Source organism: Anoxybacillus sp. EFIL (assembly GCF_013096955.1).
Classification (GTDB): domain Bacteria; phylum Bacillota; class Bacilli; order Bacillales; family Anoxybacillaceae; genus Anoxybacillus; species Anoxybacillus ayderensis.
Window position 1 is genome coordinate 477,047 of record NZ_SDLH01000002.1, and the last position, 20,880, is coordinate 497,926.

The following is a 20,880-nucleotide window of genomic DNA, read 5'->3' on the forward strand; positions in this document are numbered from 1 at the left end:
CGTGGCACAAAACAAAAAACAAATTGAAAAAGTAGGGGGAAATCAAAAGATGAAGAAAAACAAATGGTTTGCACTCGCAGGTGTAACAAGCGCTGTACTAGCATTCACAACAGCATGTGGTGGTGGCGCTGAGCAAGGCGGCGAAAATGCGGAAGGTAACGCAGAAAAATTGAGCGGAAACGTAGTTGTTGATGGCTCATCAACAGTGTACCCAATCGTTGAAGCAGCCGCTGAAGCGTATGCGGGTGAACAACCAGATGTGAAAGTATCTGTTGGTTTATCTGGAACAGGTGGCGGATTTGAAAAGTTTACAAAAGGCGAAACGGATTTTTCAAACGCTTCTCGTCCGATTAAAGATGAAGAAAAACAAGCTGCTGAGCAAAACGGTATTGAATTTGAAGAGCTTCAAATTGCGTTCGATGGTCTTTCCGTTTTAGTGAATAAAGATAACGACTGGGTTGATTATTTAACAGTCGATGAGTTAAAGAAAATCTTCACATCAGGTGCAGTAAACGGCGATGACAAAGTGAAATGGTCAGACATTCGTCCAGAATGGCCAAACGAAGAAATTAAATTGTTCTCACCAGGACATGACTCTGGTACGTTTGACTACTTTGATGAAGTTATTTTAGATGGACAACCGTTAAACAAAACAGCTCAATTATCTGAGGATGACAACGTGCTTGTTCAAGGTATTGCAGGGGATAAAAATGCTCTCGGTTACTTTGGATTCGCATACTACGTTGAAAATAAAGATAAATTACGTGCTGTGCCAATTGATAACGGAAACGGTCCTGTTGAACCAACACACGAAACAATTCAAAGCGGTGAATATGCACCACTTTCTCGTCCGTTATTTACGTATGTGAACACAAAGGCGTTAAAAGAAAAAGCGCAAGTGTATGATTTCGCGAAATTCTTGTTAGAAAATGGTGCAGAGTTTGCTGAAGAAGTAGGTTATGTCGCACTTCCACAAGAAAAATATGAGGAGCAATTGAAAAAGATTGAAGGATTAAAATAACGACACGTAAAGATGAGAAGCGACTCCACGATCGCTTCTCATCTTGCCATGAATTTGGAAAGGGGTTTTCATATTATGGCGATGACAGATGGGAATCGTTCATATTCCGTCCGTGATATGATTAAAGAAAATAAGAAAAAACAAAACGGACAACAATTTGTTGAATGGTTGATGCCAAAGTTTCTATTATTGACAGCGATCATTTCCATTTTGACGACAATCGGTATTTTATTTACATTGCTATTTGAAACGTTTATTTTCTTTGAACGAGTGTCGATCGTTGAATTTTTAACGAGCAAAGAATGGCTTCCATGGGATGAAAAAACAGGTTCGTTTGGTGTCGCTCCGCTTGTGACGGGTACTCTTTTAACGACAGCGATTGCCATGGTCGTTGCGATTCCAATCGGTTTAGCTTCAGCGATTTACTTGAGTGAGTATGCGTCTGAAAAAGCAAGGAAAGTATTAAAACCGATATTAGAAGTGTTGGCGGGAATTCCAACGATTGTGTACGGATTTTTCGCATTAACGTTCGTTACACCTCTTTTACAAAAGGTCATTCCGAACTTAGGGATTTTTAACGCATTAAGCCCAGGGATTGTCATGGGTATTATGATTATTCCAATGGTTGCTTCTTTATCTGAAGATGCGATGAGTTCTGTGCCAAACTCCATTCGTGAAGGAGCGCTTGGTCTCGGTTCAACGAAGTTAGAAGTTGCTTTAAAAGTTGTCCTCCCCGCAGCGACATCAGGTATTGCAGCATCGTTTATGCTTGCGATCTCTCGTGCTGTCGGTGAGACGATGATTGTAGCGGTAGCGGGTGGTTCCTCTCCGGTCTTTACATTTGATGTCACGAAATCGATCCAAACGTTAACAGCATACATTGTTCAAGTCACAACAGGAGATGCCGGATACGGTACAACGGTTTATTACAGCATTTATGCAGTCGGTATGACGCTGTTTGTATTTACGTTAGCTATGAACTTACTCGCACAATACATTTCTCGTCGCTTTAGGGAGGAGTATTAATCATGGAGAAGTTAATTGATAAACAACGTGTCGTTCAGCATATGAACGGTCGCCTATTGAGAAATAACGTGTTAAAATTTTTATTTTTCTTAGCGACGTTGTTTGGACTTATTGTTCTCGTCGTCCTTCTATATCGGATATTCACTCAAGCAATTGGCTGGCTAAATATCGACTTTTTAAATAACTTTCCGTCTCGCCGTCCTGAAAACGCGGGGATTAAAGCGGGGTTAGTCGGTTCGTTATGGCTAATGGTGATCGTTGCCCCTGTTTCGCTCATTCTTGGAGTTGGAACAGCGATTTACTTAGAGGAATATGCGAAAAAAAATCGTTTTACAGATTTTATTCAAACGAATATTTCGAACTTAGCAGGTGTTCCATCAATCGTATTCGGCTTACTTGGTTTAACACTTTTCGTTCGTGAACTGAATTTAGGTCGTAGCGTTCTTGCTGCGGGTTTGACGATGAGTTTGCTTGTTCTTCCTGTCATCGTTGTTGCGGCACAAGAAGCAATTCGTGCCGTGCCGAATCAATTGCGCGAAGCATCATATGGTATGGGAGCAACGAAATGGCAAACGATTTATGGCATCGTTCTCCCAGCAGCGATCCCAGGTATTTTAACAGGTAGTATTTTAGCTTTATCCCGTGCGATCGGTGAAACAGCACCGCTTGTCGTTTTAGGTATCCCGACATTTTTAGCGTATTTGCCACGCGGTATTTTTGATACATTTACAGTTATGCCGATGCAAATTTATAACTGGACATCGCGTCCACAAGCTGACTTCCAAAACGTTGCAGCAGCTGGAATCGTTGTCTTGCTCGTTGTGTTAATCTTTATGAACTCGATTGCCATTTTCATTCGCAACAAGTTTCAAAAACGTTATTAATTGCGCGTTGAAAGGGGAACTTATTAATGGAATTAACAGTTGTGAAAGAACGTAAAAATAAACAAGCTGAAGAACGAAGTGAAAAAAATGTTGTGTACCGGACGAAAAACTTAAATTTATGGTACGGCGAACATCATGCGTTAAAAAATATTGATTTAGATATTTACGAAAATGAAGTAACAGCGATTATCGGTCCGTCAGGATGCGGAAAATCAACGTATATTAAAACGTTAAACCGAATGATTGAACTTGTGCCGGGCGTACGTACATCTGGAGAAATTACGTATCGTGGTCGCAACATTTTCGATAAGTCGTATCGTGTAGAAGAATTGCGTACGCAAGTTGGAATGGTATTCCAAAAGCCGAACCCGTTCCCGAAATCGATTTACGATAATGTCGCATACGGTCCGCGCATTCACGGTATTCGTGATAAGAAAATTTTAGATGAAATCGTTGAGAAAAGTTTACGTGGTGCAGCCATTTGGGATGAAGTAAAAGATCGCTTGCATACGAATGCATATGGATTATCAGGCGGTCAACAACAACGTTTATGTATCGCGCGTTGTTTAGCGATTGAGCCAGATGTTATTTTAATGGATGAACCAACATCTGCGCTTGACCCTATTTCAACATTAAAAGTAGAAGAGCTTGTGCAAGAATTAAAGAAAAACTATAGTATTATTATCGTCACACATAACATGCAACAAGCTGCTCGTATTTCTGATAAAACGGCCTTCTTCTTAAACGGTGAAGTGATTGAGTATAGCGACACAGATAAACTATTCTCGAATCCAGACGATAAACGAACAGAAGATTACATTACAGGTCGATTTGGATAAAAAAATCGTGCGGGCGTGCTCGCACGATTTTTTCAAAATAAAAGGGGGAGTCAACATGGCTGTACGTGAAAAATTTGATGACGATTTACAAACGTTGCGTGATCAACTATTACAGCTCGGAAGTCTGGCAGAAATTGCATTAACTCAATCGTTTGAAGCGTTAAAAACAAAAAATAACGATTTAGCATTACAAGTGCTTGAAAACGACACAAAAATTGATTTGCTTGATGAGGAAATTAACGATTTTGCCATTTTATTAATTGCAAAACAGCAGCCAGTTGCCATTGATTTGCGCCGCATTATTGTCGCCATTAAAATTGCCACAGATGTTGAGCGCATGGCAGACTTTGCAGTCAATATTGCAAAATCAGCTATTCGCATCGGTGAACAGCCGTTTGTCATTTCGCTAAATAAGTTAGAAAAAATGCACGACATTGCGGTAAATATGCTTTCGTTAACGTTAAAAGCATATTATGAGGAGGATGTCGTCGCGGCGAAAAAAGTAGCAGATATGGATGATGAAGTCGATCGTCTGTACGGTGAAACGATTCGGGAGTTGCTTGAGCGCACAAAAGCACATCCAGATGCGATGTCACAAATTACTCAACTCTCGTTTACAGCACGTTACATTGAGCGCATTGCAGACCATGCAACAAACATTGCGGAAAACGTATTTTACTTAGTGAAGGGAAAACATTACGACTTAAACGATTAAAGCAAAAAGGATGTCCAATGTTGGACATCCTTATTTTGTTATTTTTCGTGCAATTTGTTCATATGACATGTCGCTTGTTATGACGTATGTGCCAGGGCGTACCGCGCGCGTTAATTGATGTGCATCTAAATATGTTAAAAACGACTGGGCGTCATCAATAATATGCGCTTGTTGTAGACGCTCTGCAATGTCACGACTTGCTTCCCCTTTAGCGATTGTTAACGTATAAATGTACGTTTCTTTTTGAGGTGGTGTCGTTTTTTTCGTTTCTTTTTTTAATTTTTCTAGTGCATTCGCTAGTTCGTTTCGTTCAGCAACGAGCTGTTCATATTGTTTTTCGCTTACGGTATTATTTTTTGATTCGTTATGATTTGTATAGTAAATTGTAGCGATTACCGTTGTAGCAAACAATATCCCACCCGCAAAGGCACGCGTTGTCCGTTTCATCGTTCATTCCTCGCGATCATTATATTCACTTCATCGATCGGCATGTTAAGCTTGCGAGCAATTTGCTCTTTTGTCCACCCTTGTTTATATAAGTGAGCAATTTGCTCTTCATTCGAAAATGGCTCGATTCCGACAAGCAACTCTTCTTCAAGTGCTTTCACTCGCTTTTTTACTTCGTATAATTGTTGCATCGTCGATAATGTTAGCTGTTCTACTTGTTCTTCTACTTCTTTGACGGGATCTTTTTGGAAGAAAGAAATAAGCAATAGTATGATAGCAAAAGAAACGAGTCCAATAAATGTATATTCGATCATGTTTTTCACCCCACTTTATTATACATAGGAATGTAGCGATCATGCATCATTTTCGTGTCAAATCGACAATTTTCATCTATTGTCCGCAAGTAGCTGTCATGATATGATAGAAAAAAGTGTGCTTTCACTTGGGGGGGATATGTTGTGAAAGCGGTTATTATGGCAGGGGGAAGAGGAACGCGGTTACGTCCGTTAACTTGCCATGTTCCGAAGCCGGTCGTACCGATTATGAATAAACCTGTGATGGAGTATAGTATTGAGTGGTTAAAACAATATGGTATTACACATATTGCTGTAACTGTTGAATATTTAAGTGAAGAAATTATTGAATATTTCGGGGATGGACAGCGGTTTGGTGTGCATCTTCATTATTTTGAAGAGGCGACGCCGCTTGGGACGGCAGGAAGTGTAAAACATGCGCAGTCGTTTTTAGACGATACGTTTGTCGTCATCAGCGCAGATACGTTGACGACGATCGATTTACAGCAAGCGATCGATTTTCATTTCTCCAAACAATCATTAGTTACCGTTCTTATGCACCACGAAGCGACTCCTCTTTCATATGGTGGAATTGTAACAGATCGATACGGGAAAATTATTCATTTTGTAGAAAAACCAAAATGGAATGAAGTATGTACCGATTTAGTGAATACAGGCATTTACATTTGTCACCCAACTATTTTTGATTATATGCCACAACATCCACCTTACGATTTTAGTCAACATCTTTTTCCATATCTCGTTCAACACGAATATCCGATATACGGATGGCAAGCAGATGGGTATTGGTCCGATATTGGCGTCATTGAGCAATATCATCAAACACATATCGATTTACTGAATCAACGTTTCGTTCCTTCTCACTATAAAGAAATTGCCCCTGCTATATGGGTTGGTAAAGGGGTTAAGATTGCGCAAGGGGTTAAATTAGAAGGACCGATTATGATCGGAGATGGTGTACGTATTGATGACTACGCAACGGTTGGACCTTACACGGTCATCGGCCCACGTTCAGTGATCAGTAAACATGCATCGTTAAAACGATCGATTGTTTGGCCTGACGTATATGTTGATCAACATAGTGAATTACGCGGGGCGATCGTTGCTAATGATGTATACATCGGCAAAAAAAATGAAATATTTGATTATGCGGTCATCGGAGCAAAATGTAAATTAGAAAATAAAGTGAAAGTGCAACATGGAGTGAAAATTTGGCCGAATAAAACAATTGCCGAAAAAACGAAAGTGAAACATTCGATTGTATGGGGGGAACAACATACGAAAACGTTGTTCAGTGAACAAGGAATAAAAATGCGGGCATATATTGATGCCCATCCGCTATTTATAACGAGGCTTGCTTCCGCGTACAGTAGCCTATATGAAAAGGATAGTCGCATATTAATCGGCTTTGACGGCCATCCATTTTCGAGAGCAATGGGTATGCTATTTGCCGAATGTTTACACATGTATGGCATGCATACAAACATATATGAAGGTGGATATTTGCCAGCTTTTCGTTATATTGTCCCTCATAAACAGTATCATGGCGGTGTATTTATTACGATGGATGAACATGATGAAGCGATTGTTGACATCTATGACGGATATGGCTACCCGATCGATCGAGCGATGGAACGAGCTATTGAGCAACAAATGAAGCATGAACATGCTTGTTATGTGTCATTGACACAAATCGGTGAAGCGATGAAACAAAAAGAAAAAGACGAATTGTACGTTCGTGCCTTACGACAATGGATTCCTTTTTCGTCATCGGAACAATGGAAAGTAGTCGTTTGTAGCTCGCCTTTACTGCGGGAAATCATTGAACATACACTTCAGTCGTTTGCCATTCAAGTTGTTTGGACAGATCATCAAGACGACGAACATATTCGCAAGCAAATTAAACGTGAGCACGCTCATTTTGGGATCGTATTTGATCGTTCAGGCGAACGTTTTCGAATTTTTGACGGACAAGGAACGGCATTGACGAATGAGGAAGTCATTTCATTGCACGTATTAGTATCGCTTTTATTTAGTGAAACGAAAAAAGTGGCTGTTCCCTCTTGGGCCCCATCGATGTTGCATACATTAGCGGAACGTTTATATGGGGACATTGTGTATGTGAAAGATGCGAGACGAGATTTTTTGTTTGCTCATCACCATGAACCATTTCATTTTTATTTTGATGGACTGTATGCGTGTGTACAACTGTTTCATTTGTTAGCTATTGAACGTTGTTCTCTCCGCACGGTTATTTCGTCCATCCCAACGATTCATTTATCATGCCGCGATGTTTATTGCCCATGGCATGAACGAGCAGCTGTCATGCGCAAATTGTTAGAAGAATGTTATGACAAACATGTTGATTTTACAGATGGCATAAAAGTGTATCATGAAGATGGGGCATGGACACTCATTTTACCAAAGGTAGATGAACCGACGTTAACGATTTATTCCCAAGCGACAAATGCTCAAAAAGCAAAAGAATATACGAAATACTATATAAAGAAAATTCGGCAATATCAAAACGTATAAAATTCATATGGAAATTGTTTAAGAAAAATGATATGATGGAAAGGTGTGATTATAATACTTTTGTTTGGAGGGAAAGAGCGATGCGTGTAAATATTACGTTAGCATGCACAGAATGCGGCGAACGCAACTATATTTCAACAAAAAATAAGCGCAATAACGCAGAGCGCCTTGAATTGAAAAAATATTGCCCACGAGACAAAAAAGCAACAGTTCATCGTGAAACGAAGTAAGCAGTAGGATTTTTTTCCTGCTGCTTATTTTTTTATGAAATAGGGGGAAGGATAATGGAGAAGAAACAATTACGACAACAAATGAAACAACGTCTCTTACATATGACAAAAGAAGAGCGGAAGAACAAAGAGAACGTCATTCACGACATATTATTTCAACAACATAGTTGGCAAAAGGCACACATGATCGGTATAACGATTTCAAGACAAATCGAAGTAGACACGATTTGTATTATTGAACGAGCTTGGCAAGAAGGGAAGAAAGTTGCGATTCCGAAATGCAATGTAACAACAAAACAAATGACGTTTCGAGAAATTGATTGTTTTCAACAAATAGAACGCACTTTTTTTGATTTATATGAACCGATTGTAGAAGAAACGAAAGAAGTACAAAAACATGAAATCGATTTGCTATTCGTTCCAGGCCTTGCTTTCGTTCGAGGCGGATATCGTCTTGGCTACGGTGGAGGATATTATGATCGTTATTTAGTCGATTTTCCTAATGACACCCTTTCACTTGCATATGATTGTCAAATCGTTTCTGCGTTGCCGATTGAAAAGCATGATATTTCTGTCAAAATGATCATTACGAATGAAGGAATAATCATTTGTGAAAGCGAATTATAAAACAGCATAAGCGTTTTCATATTATACAGGAGAAAAAATTAACAAAATGTTAATAATTCATGCCCCATAAACTTTGTGAAACAGTGTACAATGCAAGTGTGAAACAGATAAACAATGCACATATTGTAAAATGACATATACGAAAGGTGGAAAGAACATGTCAAATAAAGTAAATCGTGTTGTTTTAGTTGGGACAGGTTTTGTCGGTTCAAGTTATGCGTTTGCCCTTTTAAACCAAGGGGTGACAGAAGAACTCGTTCTTATTGACATTAATAAAGAAAAATCTGAAGGGGATGCGATGGACTTAAACCACGGTATGCCGTTCGCTCCATCGCCAACAAAAATTTGGTTCGGTAATTATGAAGACTGCAAAGATGCAGACATTGTTGTGTTAACAGCAGGGGCAAATCAAAAACCGGGAGAAACACGATTAGATTTAGTGGAGAAAAACACGAAAATTTTCAAAAACATTATTGATCAAGTCATGGCGAGTGGATTTAATGGGATTTTCCTCGTTGCAACAAATCCAGTTGACATTTTAACATATGCAACATGGAAGTTCTCTGGCTTACCGAAAGAGCGCGTCATCGGTTCAGGAACGATTTTAGATACAGCTCGTTTCCGTTATTTGCTAGGGGAATATTTCGATGTCGATACACGTAACGTACATGCTTATATTATTGGGGAACATGGTGATACAGAATTGCCGGTTTGGAGCCATGCGTTTATCGGCTGCCGTCCAATTGCTGATATGATGAAAGAAAAACCACAATATAAACAGGAAGATTTAGACAACATTTTTGTGAACGTGCGCGATGCTGCGTATCAAATTATTGAACGAAAAGGTGCAACATATTACGGTATTGCGATGGGACTTGTTCGTTTAACAAAAGCAATTTTACAAAACGAAAATAGCGTGCTTACTGTTTCAGCTTACTTAGAAGGACAATATGGTCAAAACGATATGTACATCGGCGTACCAGCGATCGTAAACCGTAACGGTATTCGTGAAGTCGTCGAATTGCAATTGAATGAAGAAGAAAAAGAAAAATTTACTCACTCTGCCAATGTGTTAAAAGATGTAATGAAACGCGTTGGGTTGCAATAGGTTGTCTCATGATGAGGCAACCTTTTTATAATTTTAATGAGAAAAGGGAACGGTAAGCATGAGGAGGGTGATCATATTGAATGGAAAAACATTGATTGTCACTTTAGTCGCTGGGCTTGTTCTTTATCGGTTTCGCTATCGATTGTTGAATGAAATATTGAAGCGGGAAGCAGTTCAAAAGCGAGTAGTTCAATGGGGAATGTCTATTCCGTTTATTCGCCAACGTCTTGTACCAACATTGTTTTTACAAAAGTACAAATAGTTGCGCTTTGTAAAAGAGTGTGGTAAAAGAAGGGTATGATAGCGAAGGGAGAGGGAAGGTTGAGCATTCGCTTTGATTTTGTATATTGGCAAATGACGTTTCAATTTTTGCAGGCGAACTATGAAATCGTGTATTTATCGCCCGATGAACGAGAAGTTTGGTTGCAGTCTACGCGTGAACGAAAAGCACCAATCGTTCGTCTCGTTCGTACGGACATCGATTGGAGCGTATCGTTAAAAAATGATATGCAGCGCGCCATGACTGCCGTTGATGAATGGCGGAGGCGGCAATTTCGCCGTCATCTTCAAGTCGTTAACATATATGTCATGATGTACCCTCCTGTTGACGATTGGGAACTGTACGTTCATCGCCCGTTAACGACTGAACGAGTACATATGAAAACATTTGTGATGCATATAAACAATATGTATGCCGTACTACGTGAACTAAACATGTTGTTTCATCAATCATTGAAAGTATATGTGCCTGATGATTCTCCGATGTTACAACACGAATTACAAGCATTTAAACAACACGTGTTGTCGTTTGCCGAGCGATTGTATGAAAATGAACGGCGCATATTTGAACGTGGAAAAGCGAGATTTACATACGTATTTATCGCCTTGCAAATTGTGATGTTTTTTGTTTTAGAATGGAACGGTGGAAGTACAAATACGTTGACACTTATTGAATACGGTGCGAAATTTAACCCGCTCATTTTACAAGGAGAGTGGTGGCGCTTTTTCACTCCGATCGTTTTGCATATTGGTTTTGTACATCTGCTTATGAATACGTTTGCACTATATTATTTAGGCCCGCTTGTTGAAAAATTGTACGGTTCGTTTCGCTTTTTAGCCATTTATCTTTTTGCTGGTTTTTCAGGCTCGCTCGCTAGCTTTTTATTTTCGCCGTCTGTATCTGCAGGAGCGTCTGGGGCGATTTTCGGATGCTTTGGGGCTTTATTATATTTTGGAAAATCACATCCACATTTGTTTTTTCGAACAATCGGCATGAACGTATTGACGGTCATTGGAATTAATTTAGCGTTTGGTCTCGTTGTTCCAAATATCGATAATGCCGGCCATATTGGTGGCTTAATCGGTGGATTTTTAGCTGCAAGCATTGTCCATCTCCCGAAAGAGCGCGCCCGTCTTGGACAATGGTTGGCTGCTTTGTTCACAGCGGTCGTTACGGCAATTTGTTTATATATTGGCTTTCAACGACCGCCAGCAGATCAAGCGCAACTCATTCTTGCATTGTCCAAACAGTATATTGATGAACGGGAATACGGTCAAGCCGAACAAATGTTGACAATCATCAATGAACGAGATGAGCAAGCATACAAAGCAGATTTTTTACGTGCGTATATTCGTATTCAACAAAAAGATTACGATGCTGCGAAACAGTATTTATATGCTGCCATTGAAAAAAACGACCGTTTTCATGAAGCATTTTATTATTTAGCGTTATTGTATGCAGAAGAAAAAAATTACGAAAAAGCAAAACAAGCAGTAGAACGTGCATTGCACATTCATCCAGACGATGAACAATATAAACAATTATTGTTTGAAATCGAGCAATTGCTTTAATATGATCAGTTCTCCATCTGCTGTTTCTGTCACGACAAACAGCTGGCTGTAATCTTTTTTAATTAAAATAAGCGGAACGGTGCTACCGATTGGGGATTCCATCGAACCGTTCTGTTTTTTTATGCCTAAAAAATAATTTTTGTATAGTCCTTCCCATAAGTTTCCGATCATCGTCTCTGTTTCATTTGTCGTTAAATCCATAAACGGCTGTTCATTATATTGAACAAGCTCAGTTAAGTACAAATGGTAATAATCGTTCTTTGATAAGATGGTTGCCATTTGGTTAGCAGCTTTGTTGACAATGGCTTGTGTTTGTTTATTTAATGTGCTAGCCCATTTTTTTTGTTCGTTTGTCGCTGGCTTGCGAAACGATTGAAGCGGGGCAAAGGATGAGTCTATCACATATAATGCATCTCCGCTCATTTTTTGACTACTTCGAATATCATTGCCGTTATGCAACTCTCCTTGATGGTATGAAATAGCTTGAAATAATCGACTTCCTTTTTGTTCGAGCTGTTTTTGTTGAATAAGTTTTTTTCCGTTTTCTTTCCATTTCGATTGGAGAGCAATAAGCCGCCCATTAGCAAATAACAAAGAAATATCTTGTCGTAAGTAAGCGGTTCGATCGAGCGATGAAGTGACGATCCAATCGATGATGTAGCGTGTTTCTTTCTTTTTTGGGTGCAACGATAATTTCGTTTGAGCCTGTGTAAAGCGAACAGTTGGATCGATCGGAAAAAACATAATCGTCTCACGAGCTGGTCGCTCAAGCGTTTGGATAATAACGACAAACACGAACAGCAATATAAAAAGTGATAATAGACGTTTCATCTCATTCCTCCGGTCAAGCTTACATTTATAAAAAATGTATGTGTGCATAAAAGGAAATATGTATGAATGAATGGCGATATGTCAAAGATGGATGGTAGTAAATGTAAGGTAGGTGATGGAAGTGAATCAAGTATCTTCACGTCTTTCAGAAAACGTTTCATATATGAAAGAAAAGCTTGGGATAGGGAAAAGTTTTGACGTCATTTATTTAGATGTGCATTATGCTGGAAAAGATATGGCATTATTTATGATTGACGGATTTGTCAAAGATGATATTCTCCATTACTTAATGAAATTGTTATCTGAATTACCGGATGGGGCGTTAGATGAGCAACCGTTAAATAAGTTATTAAGAACGCATCTTCCATATGTTGAATTGGATGAAACAGATAATTTCGAGCGAGTCATCGATGGCGTGCTTGCAGGACCGACAGCTTTGTTCGTAGATGGGATGGCAAAGGCAATTTTAATTGATGCACGCACATATCCAGTACGCGGACCGCAAGAACCAGATATGGAACGTGTCGTTCGGGGGGCACGTGATGGGTACGTGGAAACTATTGTATTTAACACAGCATTAACGAGACGACGAGTACGCGACCGTTCATTACGGATGGAATATATGCAAATTGGCCGCCGTTCAAAAACAGATGTATGTGTTTGTTATATTGAAGATATTGCAAATTCGACGATTGTTGAAGAAGTAAAACAATCATTAGCGAAAATTGATACAGACGGTTTGCCGATGGGAGAAAAAACGGTGGAGGAATTTATTTCGGGAAGGCACTTCAATCCGTATCCTGTCGTTCGATATACAGAAAGGCCAGATACGGCTGCTGCTCATTTATATGAAGGGCACGTGCTTATTTTTGTGGATGGATCTCCGAGTGTATTAATTACACCAGCAACGTTTTGGCATCATTTACAACATGCAGAAGAATACAGAAATAAGCCGATTGTTGGCGCGTATTTGCGCTTCGTCCGTTTTCTTGCGGTATGGCTCTCCATTTTTTTATTACCGCTTTGGTATATGTGGATGAAAACGCCACAACTCGTTCCAAACGCTTTATCGTTCGTTGCAAAATCAAGTGAAGGAAACATTCCGTTGTTTGGACAAATATTGCTCATCGAATTTGGACTAGATATGTTGCGGATGGCAGCTATTCACACTCCATCTGCCTTAGCCACGGCGCTTGGACTCGTTGCTGCGTTAATGATTGGTGGAATTGCAGTGGAAGTTGGCCTGTTTTCTAACGAAGTCATTTTATATTTTGCGATGGCCACGATCGGGACGTTTGCAACACCGAGTTATGAGCTTGGACTAGCGAACCGGCTCGTTCGCCTTGCGTTGCTCATTGTAACAGCACTGTTTGGCGTCATTGGCTATGTCGTTGGAATTACTGTATGGTTAATGATGCTTGCGCGCATGCAATCGTTCGGTGTTCCGTATTTATGGCCGTTTATTCCATTTTCGTATCGCGGAATGCGCGATGTACTTATTCGCTCACCAATTCCGTTAAAAAATCGTCGTCCAACTGTCTTACATCCGAAAGATCCAGACCGGTAAAAATGTGAAAAATATCGCAAAGTCATTGTTCAGTTCTTGACGACCTTTTGTTTTCCTTATACATTTAGAATATGTGGATTGAAAACGCTTATACGTATAGGTGAAGAAAATGAAATCTGTATATGATGTGCAACAGTTGTTAAAAAAATATGGAACGATCATTTACGTCGGTGATCGCCTTGCTGATTTAGAGTTGATGGAAGAAGAAGTGAAAGAATTATTTCAAGCGCAGCTCATCGACGTGAAAGATTATCAAATGGCGCTCCTTATTTTGCGCCATGAAGCGCAAATTGAACGAGAAAAAAGAGAAAAAGGGATGAAGGAACAATGGAACAATGGTTAGTCGGTGTAGATTTAGGTGGAACGACGGTAAAATTAGCGTTCGTCAATATGTATGGGGAAATCATTTGTAAGTGGGAAATTCCTACAGATAAATCGGAACAAGGAAAACATATTACAACACATATTGCAAAAGCGATTGATGAAAAGTTGCGCGAATTAGATGAATCAAAAGAACGTCTTGTCGGTATTGGCATCGGTGCACCGGGGCCAGTCAACATGGCGACAGGAGACATTTATGAAGCAGTAAATTTAGGTTGGAAAAACTTCCCTCTCAAAGATCGATTAGAAATGGAAACAGGACTTCCTGTCGTCGTTGATAACGATGCCAACATTGCAGCAATCGGAGAAATGTGGAAAGGAGCGGGCGAGGGTGCGAAAAATTTAATTCTCGTTACGCTTGGCACAGGCGTTGGTGGCGGTGTGATTGTAAACGGTCAAATCGTTCACGGCACAAACGGTGCTGGTGGAGAAATTGGACATATCACTTCCATTCCAGAAGGAGGAGCGCCTTGTAATTGCGGCAAAACAGGATGTTTAGAGACGATCGCTTCAGCCACAGGTATCGTTCGCATTGCGACAGAGCGGTTACAACAAACGGACGAACGAAGCCGTTTGCGTGATGTATGGAACGAAATGGGGGGCGTGACAGCAAAAGATGTGTTTGATGCAGCGAAAGAAAACGATGCATTCGCGCTACAAATCGTCGATGAAGTGACATTTCATCTCGGCTTAGCGCTCGCTAACTTAGCGAACGGTTTAAATCCAGAGAAAATTGTAATTGGTGGCGGTGTTTCCAAAGCGGGAGATTTATTGGCGCAAGCGGTTGCTCGTCATTTTAAACGTTTTGCGTTTCCGCGCGTGGCTGAGGCTGCTGACATCGTCATTGCTACGCTTGGAAACGATGCGGGCGTGATTGGCGGGGCATGGCTAGTAAAAACAAATATATTGTAAAAGCAGACGAGAAAATCGTCTGTTTTTTTGTCGAAAATTTGTCGGTAAAAAACGTCTTGCATTTTCATAAGAAAAGGTGTAAAACAGTCATATGTGGATGCGCGGCCTGTCTATTATATCGTTTATCGTTTAAGAAACAGTTGCTTTTTTGTTAAGAAAGTATTAATATTGTCTTTGGTTAAGATAAAAAAATGTAAAAAAACGGATGTTCCTCATACAGCATAGAATAAGCATCGGATGTGAGTGGATTAAAGGAGGGAGAGTATATGAAAAATTACCGTTTCGTTCTTTTAACGGTATTGCTTTTATGGTTAAAGACGTATTTAGTTTATAAAAATAGTTTTGATATAAAAATTGAGTCATGGAAGCAGGAGTTCATTTTATTTATTAGTCCATTAAGCTTCCTGTTATTTATTTTTGGGCTTGCTTTATTTATGAGCGAAAAACGACGGAATCGCTATATTGTAATTACAAGTTTCATTGTTTCATTCGTTTTGTATGCGAACGTCATGTTTTACCGCTTCTTTAGCGACTTTATTACCATTCCTGTGCTGTTCCAAACGAACAACATGGGCGACTTAGGAAATAGTGTATTTGAATTAATGAACGTTTCTGACATGTTCTTTTTCCTCGACGTTGTGTTGCTTGCTTGGATGGCGTATAAAAAAGTATCGATTGCACAGTATGTGCCTGCGACAAAACGATTCCGTCGCACATATTTTATTGCGACCGTGGCACTTGCGTTGTTTAACCTAGGATTAGCGGAAACGGAGCGCCCAGAATTATTAACGCGTACGTTTGACCGGGAAATGTTAATTAAAAACTTAGGTATATACAACTACCATGTGTATGATATTATTTTGCAGTCGCGTTCAAAAGCGCAGCGTGCATTAGCGGATAGTAGCGAATTAGCAGATATTCAAAACTACATTAATGCGAACGAAAAAGCACCGAATAAACAATTGTTTGGTATTGCAAAAGGTCGCAACGTCATCATTGTTTCGATGGAGTCGTTACAAAGTTTTGTCATTAACAACACTGTAAATGGACAAGAAATTACGCCGTTTTTAAATGACTTTATTAAACAAAGTTATTACTTTGATAATTTCTATCATCAAACAGGACAAGGAAAAACATCTGATGCTGAGTTTCTCATTGAAAACTCGTTATACCCACTTGGTCGTGGTGCTGTCTTTTTCACACATGCGACAAATGAGTATAACGCGACGCCAGAAATATTGAAAAACTACGGTTACTATTCAGCCGTATTTCATGCAAATAATAAAAGTTTCTGGAATCGTGATGTGATGTATCAATCAATGAAATATGATCGCTTTTTCTCGATGACGGACTATCACATTACGGAAGAAAATTCAGTTGGTTGGGGTTTGAAAGATATTCCGTTTTTTGAACAATCTGTCGAGCATTTAAAAACGTTGCCACAACCATTTTATACAAAGTTTATTACATTAACGAACCACTTCCCGTTTGAATTAGGGGAAGAAGATAAAATGGTTCCGGAGTACACATCAAATAGCCGAACGTTAAACCGTTATTTCCCAACGGTTCGGTATATGGATGAGGCGTTAAAAGTATTTATTGAGCAGTTGAAAAAAGAAGGATTGTATGAAAATTCTATCATCATCCTTTACGGCGACCACTACGGCATTTCGGAAAACCATAATAAAGCGATGGCTCAATATTTAGGCAAGGATGAGATTACGCCATTTGATCACGTTCAATTACAACGTGTTCCGTTGATCATCCATATTCCAGGTGTGACAGATAAAAAGCCGAAAGTGATTTCAAAAGTGTCTGGACAAATTGATGTGAAGCCGACATTGCTTCATTTGCTAGGCATTGATACACGTAATCAAATTCATTTTGGCGAAGACTTATTCTCAAAAGACAAACTTGATTTCGTCGTTCTTCGTGACGGTAGTTTTGTGACAAAAGATTATGTATATACGAAAAACGCATGTTACGATAAAAAAACAGGAACAGAAGTCGATGTATCTTATTGCGAGCCGTATATGGAGAAGGCGCGACAAGAGCTCGATTACTCTGACAAAATTGTATATGGTGACTTGTTGCGCTTCTACAATAAACAACAAGAAAATAAACAATAAGCTAGCTCTTAAGACAGGGCTAGCTTTTTTCTTTTAGCTAGCTATACATACGGACAAAAGTATCGTTCATACAATGTAACAAGGGGGAGAGAGCGATGTACGATTTTTCGACATTGATGCGTGATATCGAACAACTGCAACATCATTCGATTGTTCGTATACATGAAATTGGACGAAGTGTGCTAAACAAACCGATCATTGAATTGCAAATTGGCGAAGGAGAAACATATGTGCACATGAACGCGTCGTTTCATGCCAACGAATGGATTACATCAGCAGTTGTGATGGCGTTTGTGCGCGACTATGTGCAAGCATTGAAGGATAAGCAACATCTGTTTGGATACGATGTACAACCATTGTATAAAAAAACGACGTTATCAGTTGTGCCGATGGTCAATCCAGATGGAGTCGATCTTGTGTTACATGGAAGGAAAGCGGCTCAACATTATGAAGAGGAGGTATTAAGCATAAACGAAGGAAGCGAAGATTTTTCACAATGGAAAGCAAACATTCGGGGGATAGATTTAAACAATCAATTTCCTGCGAAATGGGGAGTAGAGAAAGAAAGAAAAGTTCCAAAAGCCCCTGCTCCCCGCGATTTTCCTGGTTTTTCTCCATTAACAGAACCGGAAGTGCAAGCGATGGCAACGTTGACAATGGAGCGTGATTTTTTAAAAGTATTGGCTTTTCATACGCAAGGAAAAGAAATTTATTGGGGATATGAACAATGTGAGCCACCCGAAGCGGAAGAAGAAGTGAATGAATTTGCGAAGTGGAGTGGGTATGTACCTGTTCGTTACATTGACAGCCATGCAGGATATCGCGATTGGTTTATTTTCAATTGGAAGCGACGTGGGTATACAATTGAGCTTGGCGAAGGGGTGAATCCGCTTCCGTTTTCTCAGTTTCATTCTATTTACAATGAAAGCATCGGTATTTTTATGACCGCCCTTGCTCGTACGTAAAAAGACGCCGATACGTTGGCGTCTTTTTAATGGGCAACTGGATATCCGTGATAAATAACAGTCATAATTGTAAACCAACCGAATACGGCAACTGTTCCGATCCCGAGCAATACGCCGAGGAAATTTTTCTCGCGCAACGAACGGATCACACCGTAAGCAGCGAGCAATGTGACTAACGTAAAAATCACGACTAAAATAATTCCTGTTGGCATAACTTCCCCTCCTTATGTATACCGATTATTCCTTTTTCATTGTAAACGTTTTTGTTACGTTTGTCGAGGTGCAAAACGTATGTTGTTCGTGTACAATGAGGATAGAATATACAGAAAGCGGGGAAATGAGATGAAGTGGGAGCGAATTCCTTTAGGTCCATTGCAAACAAATGCGTATGTGCTCGTTCATGAAAATGGGACGTGTTTAATTTTTGATCCAGGTAGCGAAGGAGAAAAATTAATTAAACATATTTTGGAAAACCGTTGGACACCGTTAGCTGTGTTGCTTACACATGCTCATTTTGATCATATTGGAGCTGTGGACGATGTAAGAAACCAATGGTCGATTCCTGTATATGTACATAAAAAAGAACAACATTGGCTCACAGATCCAATGAAAAATGGCTCTTTATTATTTATGGGAGAAACGATCATTGTAAACGAAGCTGACGTGTTGCTTGAAGAAGAGAAAACGTTGACGATTGGTGATTTCTCGCTTCAAGTGCTTGAAACACCGGGACATTCACCAGGTAGTGTATCGTACTACGTAGAAGATGCTCAAGCGATCGTGTCAGGAGACGTATTATTTTCAGGAAGCATCGGTCGCACCGATTTACCAGGAGGAAATTACGAACAGCTGTTGCAAAGCATACATCGTCAGCTCCTTGTTCTTCCTGAAGAAACGGTTGTGTTATGCGGTCATGGTCCAGAAACAACGATCGGAGCAGAGATGGATACAAATCCGTTTTTAAACGGTTTTTAGGCAAAAAAAATCCCTTCTCCATACAGAGAAGGGGGTTTGGGGGATGTTTTTATTCCTATAATGGGAGGGGATATAGTTAAGCTACTAACTTAACAATATAACAAATTAAACACTATGTCAATAGTGAAAAAGGGGGCAGATAAAAAAATGTTAGAAAAAATGAGAAATCAACGTTTGTCATACGCAGATTACATGAAGTTAGCGTTGTATGATGAACAATACGGATATTATATGCAACGAAAAGAAAAAATCGGACGTGCAGGAGATTTTATTACAACGAGCAACGTCGGACATATTATTGGGCATGTATTCGCGAGCGTGTTTATTCGTTTAATAGAAACATATGATGTTCCGCCATTTATATGTGAAATCGGTGGAGGGACAGGTCGATTTGCTTATGCCGTTTTAGAACAGTGGAAGCGCCAATCGCCAAACACGTTTGAAAAAGGCAAATATACGATCGTTGAAACAAGTCCGTATCATCGAGAAAAACAAGCGGAAACACTCGCTTCATTGATCGATCACGTACATATTGTTTCGAGTTTTGCTGAGCTTTCTTCCGCTTTTTCCGGCATCGTATTTAGCAATGAATTATTTGATGCTTTTCCTGTTCATGTCATTGAAAAACGGAACGGTCAAATATATGAATGTTTTGTTGCAGTAGAAGGCGATCAGCTTATTGAACAGTGCGCTCCGCTTGCAAACGAAGAAATTGTTGAATATATCGTAGAGCGGAACATTCAGCTCGTTGACGGGCAACGATTTGAAATCCCGTTAGCGATGAAAAAGTTTATTTTTCAGCTTAATCAAGCGATTGATGAGGCGATCATTTTTACAGTTGATTATGGGTACACTGATGAAGAGTGGAAACATCCAGCACGAAAACAGGGCAGTTTACGTGGTTATTATCGCCATCAGCTCATTGATGATCCGCTTCGTTATCCGGGAGAAATGGATCTCACGACGCATATTCAGTGGGATGCGTTACGTTTTTATGGGGAACAAGCGGGCTGGTCATTTACTCATTTATGGCGTCAAGATGAGTTTTTATTGCAGGCAGGTATTTTGAATGAACTCATTGAACATCATGATCCGAATCCGTTTTCTGAGCAAAGTCGACACAACCGCGCCATTTGCTCACTCGTTATGGGCGATATTGGAAGAGCATTTCAAGTGATGGTTCAACAAAAGAAGATGAATGTTCCAATTTTTACATAAAAAGCGATGAGTGCACTCATCGCTTTTTTATTCGCCCACGCCAGGGACCATCATAAACGTCGTCCAGTACGTAAATCCGGCAAAAAAGACCGTTAAATACGCACCGAAAATGTAAATGTACATTCTTTCTGTTAATTTTAAGTAGCTTAACAAAAGAAAGAATCCTGTTTGGCCGAGGAACAATAATGACGTTGTATGCATATGGCCAAGATAAAACATGACAGCAAAAATTCCTGTCCAAAATGACAAGACGCGGAACATACGATCCATATGTATCCCTCCTTTTCTGACCGTTTCCCTTACTT

Annotated in this window: 22 protein-coding genes and 1 pseudogene; 18 read left to right on the plus strand and 5 right to left on the minus strand. The window is 39.8% G+C overall.

Translation table 11 applies throughout. The features are described from left to right. Positions 1–49 precede the first annotated feature (49 nt). The 5 genes from ES017_RS05505 to phoU all read left to right on the plus strand — a co-directional run bounded on the left by ES017_RS05505 (position 50) and on the right by phoU (position 4,485). On the plus strand, positions 50–1,021 hold the full coding sequence (locus ES017_RS05505) for a PstS family phosphate ABC transporter substrate-binding protein (protein ID WP_021095194.1): 972 nt from the start codon (positions 50–52) through the stop codon (positions 1,019–1,021). 75 nt (positions 1,022–1,096) lie between these two features. Next, a complete protein-coding gene (gene pstC / locus ES017_RS05510; RefSeq protein ID WP_021095195.1) occupies positions 1,097–2,047 on the plus strand; it encodes a phosphate ABC transporter permease subunit PstC in 951 nt (316 codons plus the stop codon). 2 nt (positions 2,048–2,049) lie between these two features. After that, positions 2,050–2,931, plus strand: coding sequence for a phosphate ABC transporter permease PstA (pstA, locus tag ES017_RS05515; protein WP_021095196.1), 882 nt, complete (start codon positions 2,050–2,052; stop codon positions 2,929–2,931). Between the two features lie 26 nt (positions 2,932–2,957). Continuing rightward, positions 2,958–3,770, plus strand: coding sequence for a phosphate ABC transporter ATP-binding protein PstB (gene pstB / locus ES017_RS05520; RefSeq protein WP_021095197.1), 813 nt, complete (start codon positions 2,958–2,960; stop codon positions 3,768–3,770). Between the two features lie 55 nt (positions 3,771–3,825). Beyond that, entirely contained in the window at positions 3,826–4,485 is a 660-nt protein-coding gene (gene phoU / locus ES017_RS05525; protein ID WP_021095198.1) for a phosphate signaling complex protein PhoU, read from the plus strand. A gap of 30 nt (positions 4,486–4,515) precedes the next feature. On the opposite strand, the gene ES017_RS05530 is transcribed toward phoU, so the two are convergent. Both ES017_RS05530 and ES017_RS05535 read right to left on the minus strand, forming a co-directional pair. Continuing rightward, positions 4,516–4,932, minus strand: a complete 417-nt coding sequence (locus ES017_RS05530; RefSeq protein ID WP_021095199.1) for an endolytic transglycosylase MltG — start codon at positions 4,930–4,932, stop codon at positions 4,516–4,518. Further along, positions 4,929–5,246: a hypothetical protein gene (locus tag ES017_RS05535; protein WP_021095200.1), complete on the minus strand. Its 318-nt coding sequence runs from the start codon at positions 5,244–5,246 to the stop codon at positions 4,929–4,931. The genes ES017_RS05530 and ES017_RS05535 overlap by 4 nt, the downstream gene beginning before the upstream one ends. Before the next feature lie 144 nt (positions 5,247–5,390). Here ES017_RS05535 and ES017_RS05540 point away from each other — a divergent pair, with 144 nt between their 5' ends. The 6 genes from ES017_RS05540 (at position 5,391) to ES017_RS05565 (ending at position 11,597) form a co-directional block, all read left to right on the plus strand. Then, complete coding sequence (locus ES017_RS05540) at positions 5,391–7,781, plus strand: sugar phosphate nucleotidyltransferase (protein ID WP_021095201.1); 2,391 nt, start codon at positions 5,391–5,393, stop codon at positions 7,779–7,781. Between the two features lie 80 nt (positions 7,782–7,861). Continuing rightward, the gene (gene rpmG / locus ES017_RS05545; protein WP_021095202.1) at positions 7,862–8,011 is read left to right on the plus strand and encodes a 50S ribosomal protein L33; all 150 of its coding nucleotides are present in this window, start codon (positions 7,862–7,864) and stop codon (positions 8,009–8,011) included. A 54-nt stretch (positions 8,012–8,065) separates the two neighbouring features. Next, entirely contained in the window at positions 8,066–8,638 is a 573-nt protein-coding gene (locus ES017_RS05550) for a 5-formyltetrahydrofolate cyclo-ligase (protein ID WP_021095203.1), read from the plus strand. Between the two features lie 157 nt (positions 8,639–8,795). Beyond that, positions 8,796–9,746, plus strand: a complete 951-nt coding sequence (locus ES017_RS05555; RefSeq protein WP_021095204.1) for an L-lactate dehydrogenase — start codon at positions 8,796–8,798, stop codon at positions 9,744–9,746. 76 nt (positions 9,747–9,822) lie between these two features. After that, the gene (locus ES017_RS05560) at positions 9,823–10,008 is read left to right on the plus strand and encodes a hypothetical protein (RefSeq protein ID WP_035063295.1); all 186 of its coding nucleotides are present in this window, start codon (positions 9,823–9,825) and stop codon (positions 10,006–10,008) included. 35 nt (positions 10,009–10,043) lie between these two features. Then, positions 10,044–11,597, plus strand: a complete 1,554-nt coding sequence (locus ES017_RS05565) for a rhomboid family protein (protein WP_051157493.1) — start codon at positions 10,044–10,046, stop codon at positions 11,595–11,597. Here the strand turns inward: ES017_RS05565 and ES017_RS05570 are convergent. Then, the gene (locus ES017_RS05570) at positions 11,568–12,428 is read right to left on the minus strand and encodes a hypothetical protein (protein WP_021095207.1); all 861 of its coding nucleotides are present in this window, start codon (positions 12,426–12,428) and stop codon (positions 11,568–11,570) included. The two genes, ES017_RS05565 and ES017_RS05570, sit on opposite strands and share 30 nt — an antisense overlap. Before the next feature lie 115 nt (positions 12,429–12,543). On the opposite strand from ES017_RS05570, the gene ES017_RS05575 reads away from it, so the two are divergent. From ES017_RS05575 to ES017_RS05595, 5 genes and pseudogenes are all read left to right on the plus strand, one after another. Then, positions 12,544–13,995: a spore germination protein gene (locus ES017_RS05575; RefSeq protein ID WP_021095208.1), complete on the plus strand. Its 1,452-nt coding sequence runs from the start codon at positions 12,544–12,546 to the stop codon at positions 13,993–13,995. A gap of 109 nt (positions 13,996–14,104) precedes the next feature. After that, positions 14,105–14,338, plus strand: coding sequence for a YqgQ family protein (locus tag ES017_RS05580; protein ID WP_009373964.1), 234 nt, complete (start codon positions 14,105–14,107; stop codon positions 14,336–14,338). Beyond that, positions 14,323–15,288, plus strand: coding sequence for an ROK family glucokinase (locus tag ES017_RS05585; protein WP_021095209.1), 966 nt, complete (start codon positions 14,323–14,325; stop codon positions 15,286–15,288). Before ES017_RS05580 ends, ES017_RS05585 begins: the two co-directional genes overlap by 16 nt. A gap of 266 nt (positions 15,289–15,554) precedes the next feature. Further along, positions 15,555–17,417, plus strand: coding sequence for an LTA synthase family protein (locus ES017_RS05590; RefSeq protein WP_021095210.1), 1,863 nt, complete (start codon positions 15,555–15,557; stop codon positions 17,415–17,417). 73 nt (positions 17,418–17,490) lie between these two features. Continuing rightward, positions 17,491–18,382, plus strand: a pseudogene (locus ES017_RS05595) (M14 family metallopeptidase). A gap of 26 nt (positions 18,383–18,408) precedes the next feature. On the opposite strand, the gene ES017_RS05600 reads toward ES017_RS05595, so the two are convergent. After that, complete coding sequence (locus tag ES017_RS05600) at positions 18,409–18,594, minus strand: DUF2759 domain-containing protein (protein ID WP_021095212.1); 186 nt, start codon at positions 18,592–18,594, stop codon at positions 18,409–18,411. Between the two features lie 130 nt (positions 18,595–18,724). Here ES017_RS05600 and ES017_RS05605 point away from each other — a divergent pair, with 130 nt between their 5' ends. Both ES017_RS05605 and ES017_RS05610 read left to right on the plus strand, forming a co-directional pair. Next, entirely contained in the window at positions 18,725–19,357 is a 633-nt protein-coding gene (locus ES017_RS05605) for an MBL fold metallo-hydrolase (RefSeq protein ID WP_021095213.1), read from the plus strand. Positions 19,358–19,471: 114 nt separating this feature from the next. Beyond that, positions 19,472–20,575, plus strand: a complete 1,104-nt coding sequence (locus ES017_RS05610; RefSeq protein ID WP_051157495.1) for a class I SAM-dependent methyltransferase — start codon at positions 19,472–19,474, stop codon at positions 20,573–20,575. A gap of 27 nt (positions 20,576–20,602) precedes the next feature. Here ES017_RS05610 and ES017_RS05615 read toward each other — a convergent pair whose 3' ends face one another. Continuing rightward, positions 20,603–20,845 carry a DUF2626 domain-containing protein gene (locus ES017_RS05615; protein WP_003394032.1) on the minus strand — a complete coding sequence of 81 codons (243 nt, stop codon included), beginning with the start codon at positions 20,843–20,845 and terminating at the stop codon, positions 20,603–20,605. Between the last annotated feature and the right edge of the window lie 35 nt (positions 20,846–20,880).

Excerpts from the sequence above, each read along its gene's own strand:
- ES017_RS05505 (WP_021095194.1), top strand. The coding sequence starts at position 50 with ATGAAGAAAAACAAATGGTTTGCACTCGCAGGTGTAACAAGCGCTGTA.
- pstC (WP_021095195.1), top strand. The coding sequence starts at position 1,097 with ATGGCGATGACAGATGGGAATCGTTCATATTCCGTCCGTGATATGATT.
- pstA (WP_021095196.1), top strand. The coding sequence starts at position 2,050 with ATGGAGAAGTTAATTGATAAACAACGTGTCGTTCAGCATATGAACGGT.
- pstB (WP_021095197.1), top strand. The coding sequence starts at position 2,958 with ATGGAATTAACAGTTGTGAAAGAACGTAAAAATAAACAAGCTGAAGAA.
- phoU (WP_021095198.1), top strand. The coding sequence starts at position 3,826 with ATGGCTGTACGTGAAAAATTTGATGACGATTTACAAACGTTGCGTGAT.
- ES017_RS05530 (WP_021095199.1), bottom strand. The coding sequence starts at position 4,932 with ATGAAACGGACAACGCGTGCCTTTGCGGGTGGGATATTGTTTGCTACA.
- ES017_RS05535 (WP_021095200.1), bottom strand. The coding sequence starts at position 5,246 with ATGATCGAATATACATTTATTGGACTCGTTTCTTTTGCTATCATACTA.
- rpmG (WP_021095202.1), top strand. The coding sequence starts at position 7,862 with ATGCGTGTAAATATTACGTTAGCATGCACAGAATGCGGCGAACGCAAC.
- ES017_RS05550 (WP_021095203.1), top strand. The coding sequence starts at position 8,066 with ATGGAGAAGAAACAATTACGACAACAAATGAAACAACGTCTCTTACAT.
- ES017_RS05555 (WP_021095204.1), top strand. The coding sequence starts at position 8,796 with ATGTCAAATAAAGTAAATCGTGTTGTTTTAGTTGGGACAGGTTTTGTC.
- ES017_RS05565 (WP_051157493.1), top strand. The coding sequence starts at position 10,044 with ATGATAGCGAAGGGAGAGGGAAGGTTGAGCATTCGCTTTGATTTTGTA.
- ES017_RS05570 (WP_021095207.1), bottom strand. The coding sequence starts at position 12,428 with ATGAAACGTCTATTATCACTTTTTATATTGCTGTTCGTGTTTGTCGTT.
- ES017_RS05575 (WP_021095208.1), top strand. The coding sequence starts at position 12,544 with ATGGAAGTGAATCAAGTATCTTCACGTCTTTCAGAAAACGTTTCATAT.
- ES017_RS05580 (WP_009373964.1), top strand. The coding sequence starts at position 14,105 with ATGAAATCTGTATATGATGTGCAACAGTTGTTAAAAAAATATGGAACG.
- ES017_RS05585 (WP_021095209.1), top strand. The coding sequence starts at position 14,323 with ATGGAACAATGGTTAGTCGGTGTAGATTTAGGTGGAACGACGGTAAAA.
- ES017_RS05590 (WP_021095210.1), top strand. The coding sequence starts at position 15,555 with ATGAAAAATTACCGTTTCGTTCTTTTAACGGTATTGCTTTTATGGTTA.
- ES017_RS05600 (WP_021095212.1), bottom strand. The coding sequence starts at position 18,594 with ATGCCAACAGGAATTATTTTAGTCGTGATTTTTACGTTAGTCACATTG.
- ES017_RS05605 (WP_021095213.1), top strand. The coding sequence starts at position 18,725 with ATGAAGTGGGAGCGAATTCCTTTAGGTCCATTGCAAACAAATGCGTAT.
- ES017_RS05610 (WP_051157495.1), top strand. The coding sequence starts at position 19,472 with ATGTCAATAGTGAAAAAGGGGGCAGATAAAAAAATGTTAGAAAAAATG.
- ES017_RS05615 (WP_003394032.1), bottom strand. The coding sequence starts at position 20,845 with ATGGATCGTATGTTCCGCGTCTTGTCATTTTGGACAGGAATTTTTGCT.